The organism is Chryseobacterium sp. StRB126, from assembly GCF_000829375.1.
Classification (GTDB): domain Bacteria; phylum Bacteroidota; class Bacteroidia; order Flavobacteriales; family Weeksellaceae; genus Chryseobacterium.
Genome location: NZ_AP014624.1, coordinates 596,142 through 599,507 on the forward strand (window position 1 = coordinate 596,142; position 3,366 = coordinate 599,507).

The 3,366-nt window shown below is 37.6% G+C and carries 3 protein-coding genes; all 3 read right to left on the bottom strand.

Going from position 1 to position 3,366, the window contains the following annotated elements; translation table 11 throughout:
- Positions 1–201: 201 nt before the first annotated feature.
- Entirely contained in the window at positions 202–1,104 is a 903-nt protein-coding gene (locus CHSO_RS02735; protein WP_045492107.1) for a GyrI-like domain-containing protein, read from the bottom strand.
- A gap of 228 nt (positions 1,105–1,332) precedes the next feature.
- Entirely contained in the window at positions 1,333–2,547 is a 1,215-nt protein-coding gene (locus CHSO_RS02740; protein WP_045492109.1) for a TCR/Tet family MFS transporter, read from the bottom strand.
- Between the two features lie 38 nt (positions 2,548–2,585).
- Entirely contained in the window at positions 2,586–3,308 is a 723-nt protein-coding gene (locus CHSO_RS02745; RefSeq protein WP_045501751.1) for a thioesterase II family protein, read from the bottom strand.
- Positions 3,309–3,366 lie beyond the last annotated feature (58 nt).

The following is a 3,366-nucleotide window of genomic DNA, read 5'->3' on the forward strand; positions in this document are numbered from 1 at the left end:
TCAAAAATAATATGAAAAATGCCCTTATGTAAAAAAAATATTACTGAAGGGCATCCTTTTGTTGCTGAATGGTAAAAAGGCTGGAAGCTGGAAGAAAGGAGACTGGAAGTTACTCTTAGTTGTAGATATTAATATTCACTATCAAACTCATTGCTTTCTTATTCCAACTCCTTGATCCAAGCCTTTTTGACTTGAGTTTAATTACTGAATCGGGATGCAGAAATCCACTCTCATTTTCCCTTCAGGATGTTCTTTAAAATTAGAGTGATAGATCTCAAACGGAAAGGTTCTCCGTGTGGAGTAATTGTGTTCATTCATCCATAAAAATAATGATACCCAGCATTGCTCAAAATCGTTGAGGGTAACTTCACCACTTCCGACAATAAATTTTCCGGCTTCTATGGTTTCTGAAAAAATTTCTCCTGTTGGTTCTTCCAGTTTTTCATCCAACAGCATACAGGCATGAATTCTTACTTTATCGGGCGGTGTTACTTTAAAACTATCGTGATACACAGAGATCATTTTTACATTTTCTCTAGGAAAAAGATGTTTCTTTTTTGCCCAGTCTATGAGCACGTTGTAAGAAGGTTCTACCCCGGCAATACCAAGGCTCATTACTGCTGCCAGATTCATTTCCGGCATTTCTTTTACTTCAATTTTTAAATTCATTGTTATCCATTTTAATAGGTTTTCAATAGTACAAATGTATTGGCTGAAAACCGTATCAATTTGTCCGTTCTTGCTTTGTGTTTGTAAAATCTTGTGAAATGCTTCGGGAGCTGTTTTACGGAATTCGGATGGTGCTAATCCGTAATATTTTTTAAAGGTTTTGCTAAAAACAGATGGATTTGAAAAACCAAGATCAAAGTAGATTTCCTTCATCTCGATATTTTTATGCATGGCTAAAAGAAAGGCACTTTTTTCTATTTTTTTCCGGATAATATAGTTCTGAAGGGTTTCTCCTGTAACCAGCTTGAATATTCTGTGAAAATGAAACGGTGAATAGGCACTGATCTCTGCAATTTTTTCCAGAGAAAGATCAGCGTCAAGATTTGCATCAATATAGTGTATTGTTTTTACAATCCGTTTTTTATAATTTTCCAAAATAAAAGGTATAGAATCACAAAGATATTGATCCTAAACTCATTTCAGTTGTCTATTATTGCTAAATAATGTAGCTCCATAATTTTTATTGACACAAAGTTTTATTTTTGTTAGGCTATATTTTTAGGTAGCTAAGAATGAAATCAACTCCGTTGATTCGTTGAAGTAAAAGGGTAATCCCTTTACCCCATACAATAAACAATTAATTGTCTTTCTTGTGCTCAAAGTTTAATTGCCTTTCTTCATAGCAATATATATACAAAGACTACCGATTACTGCTAAAATGGCTCCTAAAATAAAAGGGGCTCCACTGTAAAAAATAGGTGATTGGGGAGAGGTAAAATAAGCAAATACCCAGGTCATCAGCAATGGTCCTACAATGGAGGATAAACTGAGAATACTGGTGAGTCCTCCCTGCAGTAATCCTTGTTTATTATCGGGAATTTTGGAAGAGATCATAGCCTGCAGTATAGGTGAGGCCATTCCTCCGAGAGCATACATCGCTATGACCACAAACATCATCCATCCTTTATTGGCTAATCCGAATGATAACATACTTACACAAAAGAATACCAGAAAAATGATTGCTGATTTCTCCTGTCCCAGTCTATTGATAAAGAGGCCAATTAATCCACCCTGGAAAACAACTGTCAACAATCCCAAAAGCCCCATTGAATAGCCTATCATATCTTCTTTCCAGTTAAATTTATCCATTACATATACACTCCAGGAGCTTTGCACAGAATGCCCTGCCAATGCAATCAGAATAAAAGCAACGATAAATGCGGGGGCCAGTATTTCTTTATTCAGACTCTTCATGACTCCAATGGGATTAGCTGTTTTCCATGAAAACGGACGGCGGTTATCTTTGGATAATGATTCAGGGAGGGTAAAAAATCCATAGATAAGATTCAGTAAACTTAATCCGGCGGCGGCATAAAAAGGAATTCTTTCTCCATATTGTCCAAGTACTCCTCCTATAACCGGCCCAATAATCATTCCTACTCCGGCCACTGCACTCATCATTCCAAAATACTGCCCTCTTTTTTCAGGAGTACTGATGTCTGAGATATAAGCTGCTGCTGTTGTCATGCTTGACCCCATAATTCCATTGATAACTCTTCCTACAAACAGCCAGGCAATGTCTGGAGCCAATGCCAGAATGAGATAATCTACTCCGAGTCCCAGTAATGAACATAACAGGACCGGCCGTCTACCATACCGATCGCTTAGACCTCCTAAGACAGGGGCAAACAGAAACTGCATTAAAGCATATACGGAGATAAACCATCCGATGTATTGAGCAGTAACACTTATATTATCTGTATTTGAAAGTTTTGTAATCAGTGTTGGAAGTACGGGTATGATAATTCCTATTCCAATGATATCAATAAGAACTGTAATATAGATAAAGGTTAATGCATATTCTTTTTTTCCAGGCATAAATTAGGTTTTATTGTGTGAATGAATAGGTTCTTTTATCATTTGGCCGTTGTGGCATTCATCAGGTTTTTGATAACCTGTGACAGATAATTGAAATTCTGATTGATGAAGAAATGGTTTCCATTCACAATCTGACATTCACATGATGCTTCTGTGTAATTGGCCCAGTTTCTTATATTCAGGGCATATTTTTCATTTTTCCCCATTACGGCATAAACAGGAGTCTTTATTTTTATATTGGGTGTCTGGTTGTTTTTATTCTCCAGAAGCCCGAAATCTCCTCTCAATAAAGGCTCAAAGAAGTCTAATAATTCTTCGTATTGCATCACCTCATCAGAAATTCCACCCAGTTTTCTTACTTCTGCAAAGAATTCTGTTTTGGGAAGGTCTGCAATAGGCGGAGTATCTTTTATTCCTGGCCCCGGGTATCCTGTGGCTACAAAATGTACGGGGGCATCGTTCTCTTTTTCCATAGCATGACAAATTTCGAAGCCCAATATGGCTCCCATGCTGTGACCATAGATCAAATAGGGAACTTCTTTCTGTCGGGTGCGTTTTATCTGCTCCAATATATCTGCTACGGCTTCCTGTTTATCTTTCAGAGGGGGCTCTGACATTCGGTCTCCTCTTCCCGGGAGCTCTGGAGTTTCTATCTGAAACTGCGACTGTAACTCTTCCATTAAAGGGCGAAAGGAGCTTCTGTCTCCGCCGGCATAGTGTAATAAAAATATCTGTGGTTTTGATGATGTTGTTCTGTTCATAGGTTTTTCTTTTCGTTTTATAGGAAAGCATGGGAGACTATAATCTCCCATGTCTTTT

Excerpts from the sequence above, each read along its gene's own strand:
- CHSO_RS02740 (WP_045492109.1), bottom strand. The coding sequence starts at position 2,547 with ATGCCTGGAAAAAAAGAATATGCATTAACCTTTATCTATATTACAGTT.
- CHSO_RS02745 (WP_045501751.1), bottom strand. The coding sequence starts at position 3,308 with ATGAACAGAACAACATCATCAAAACCACAGATATTTTTATTACACTAT.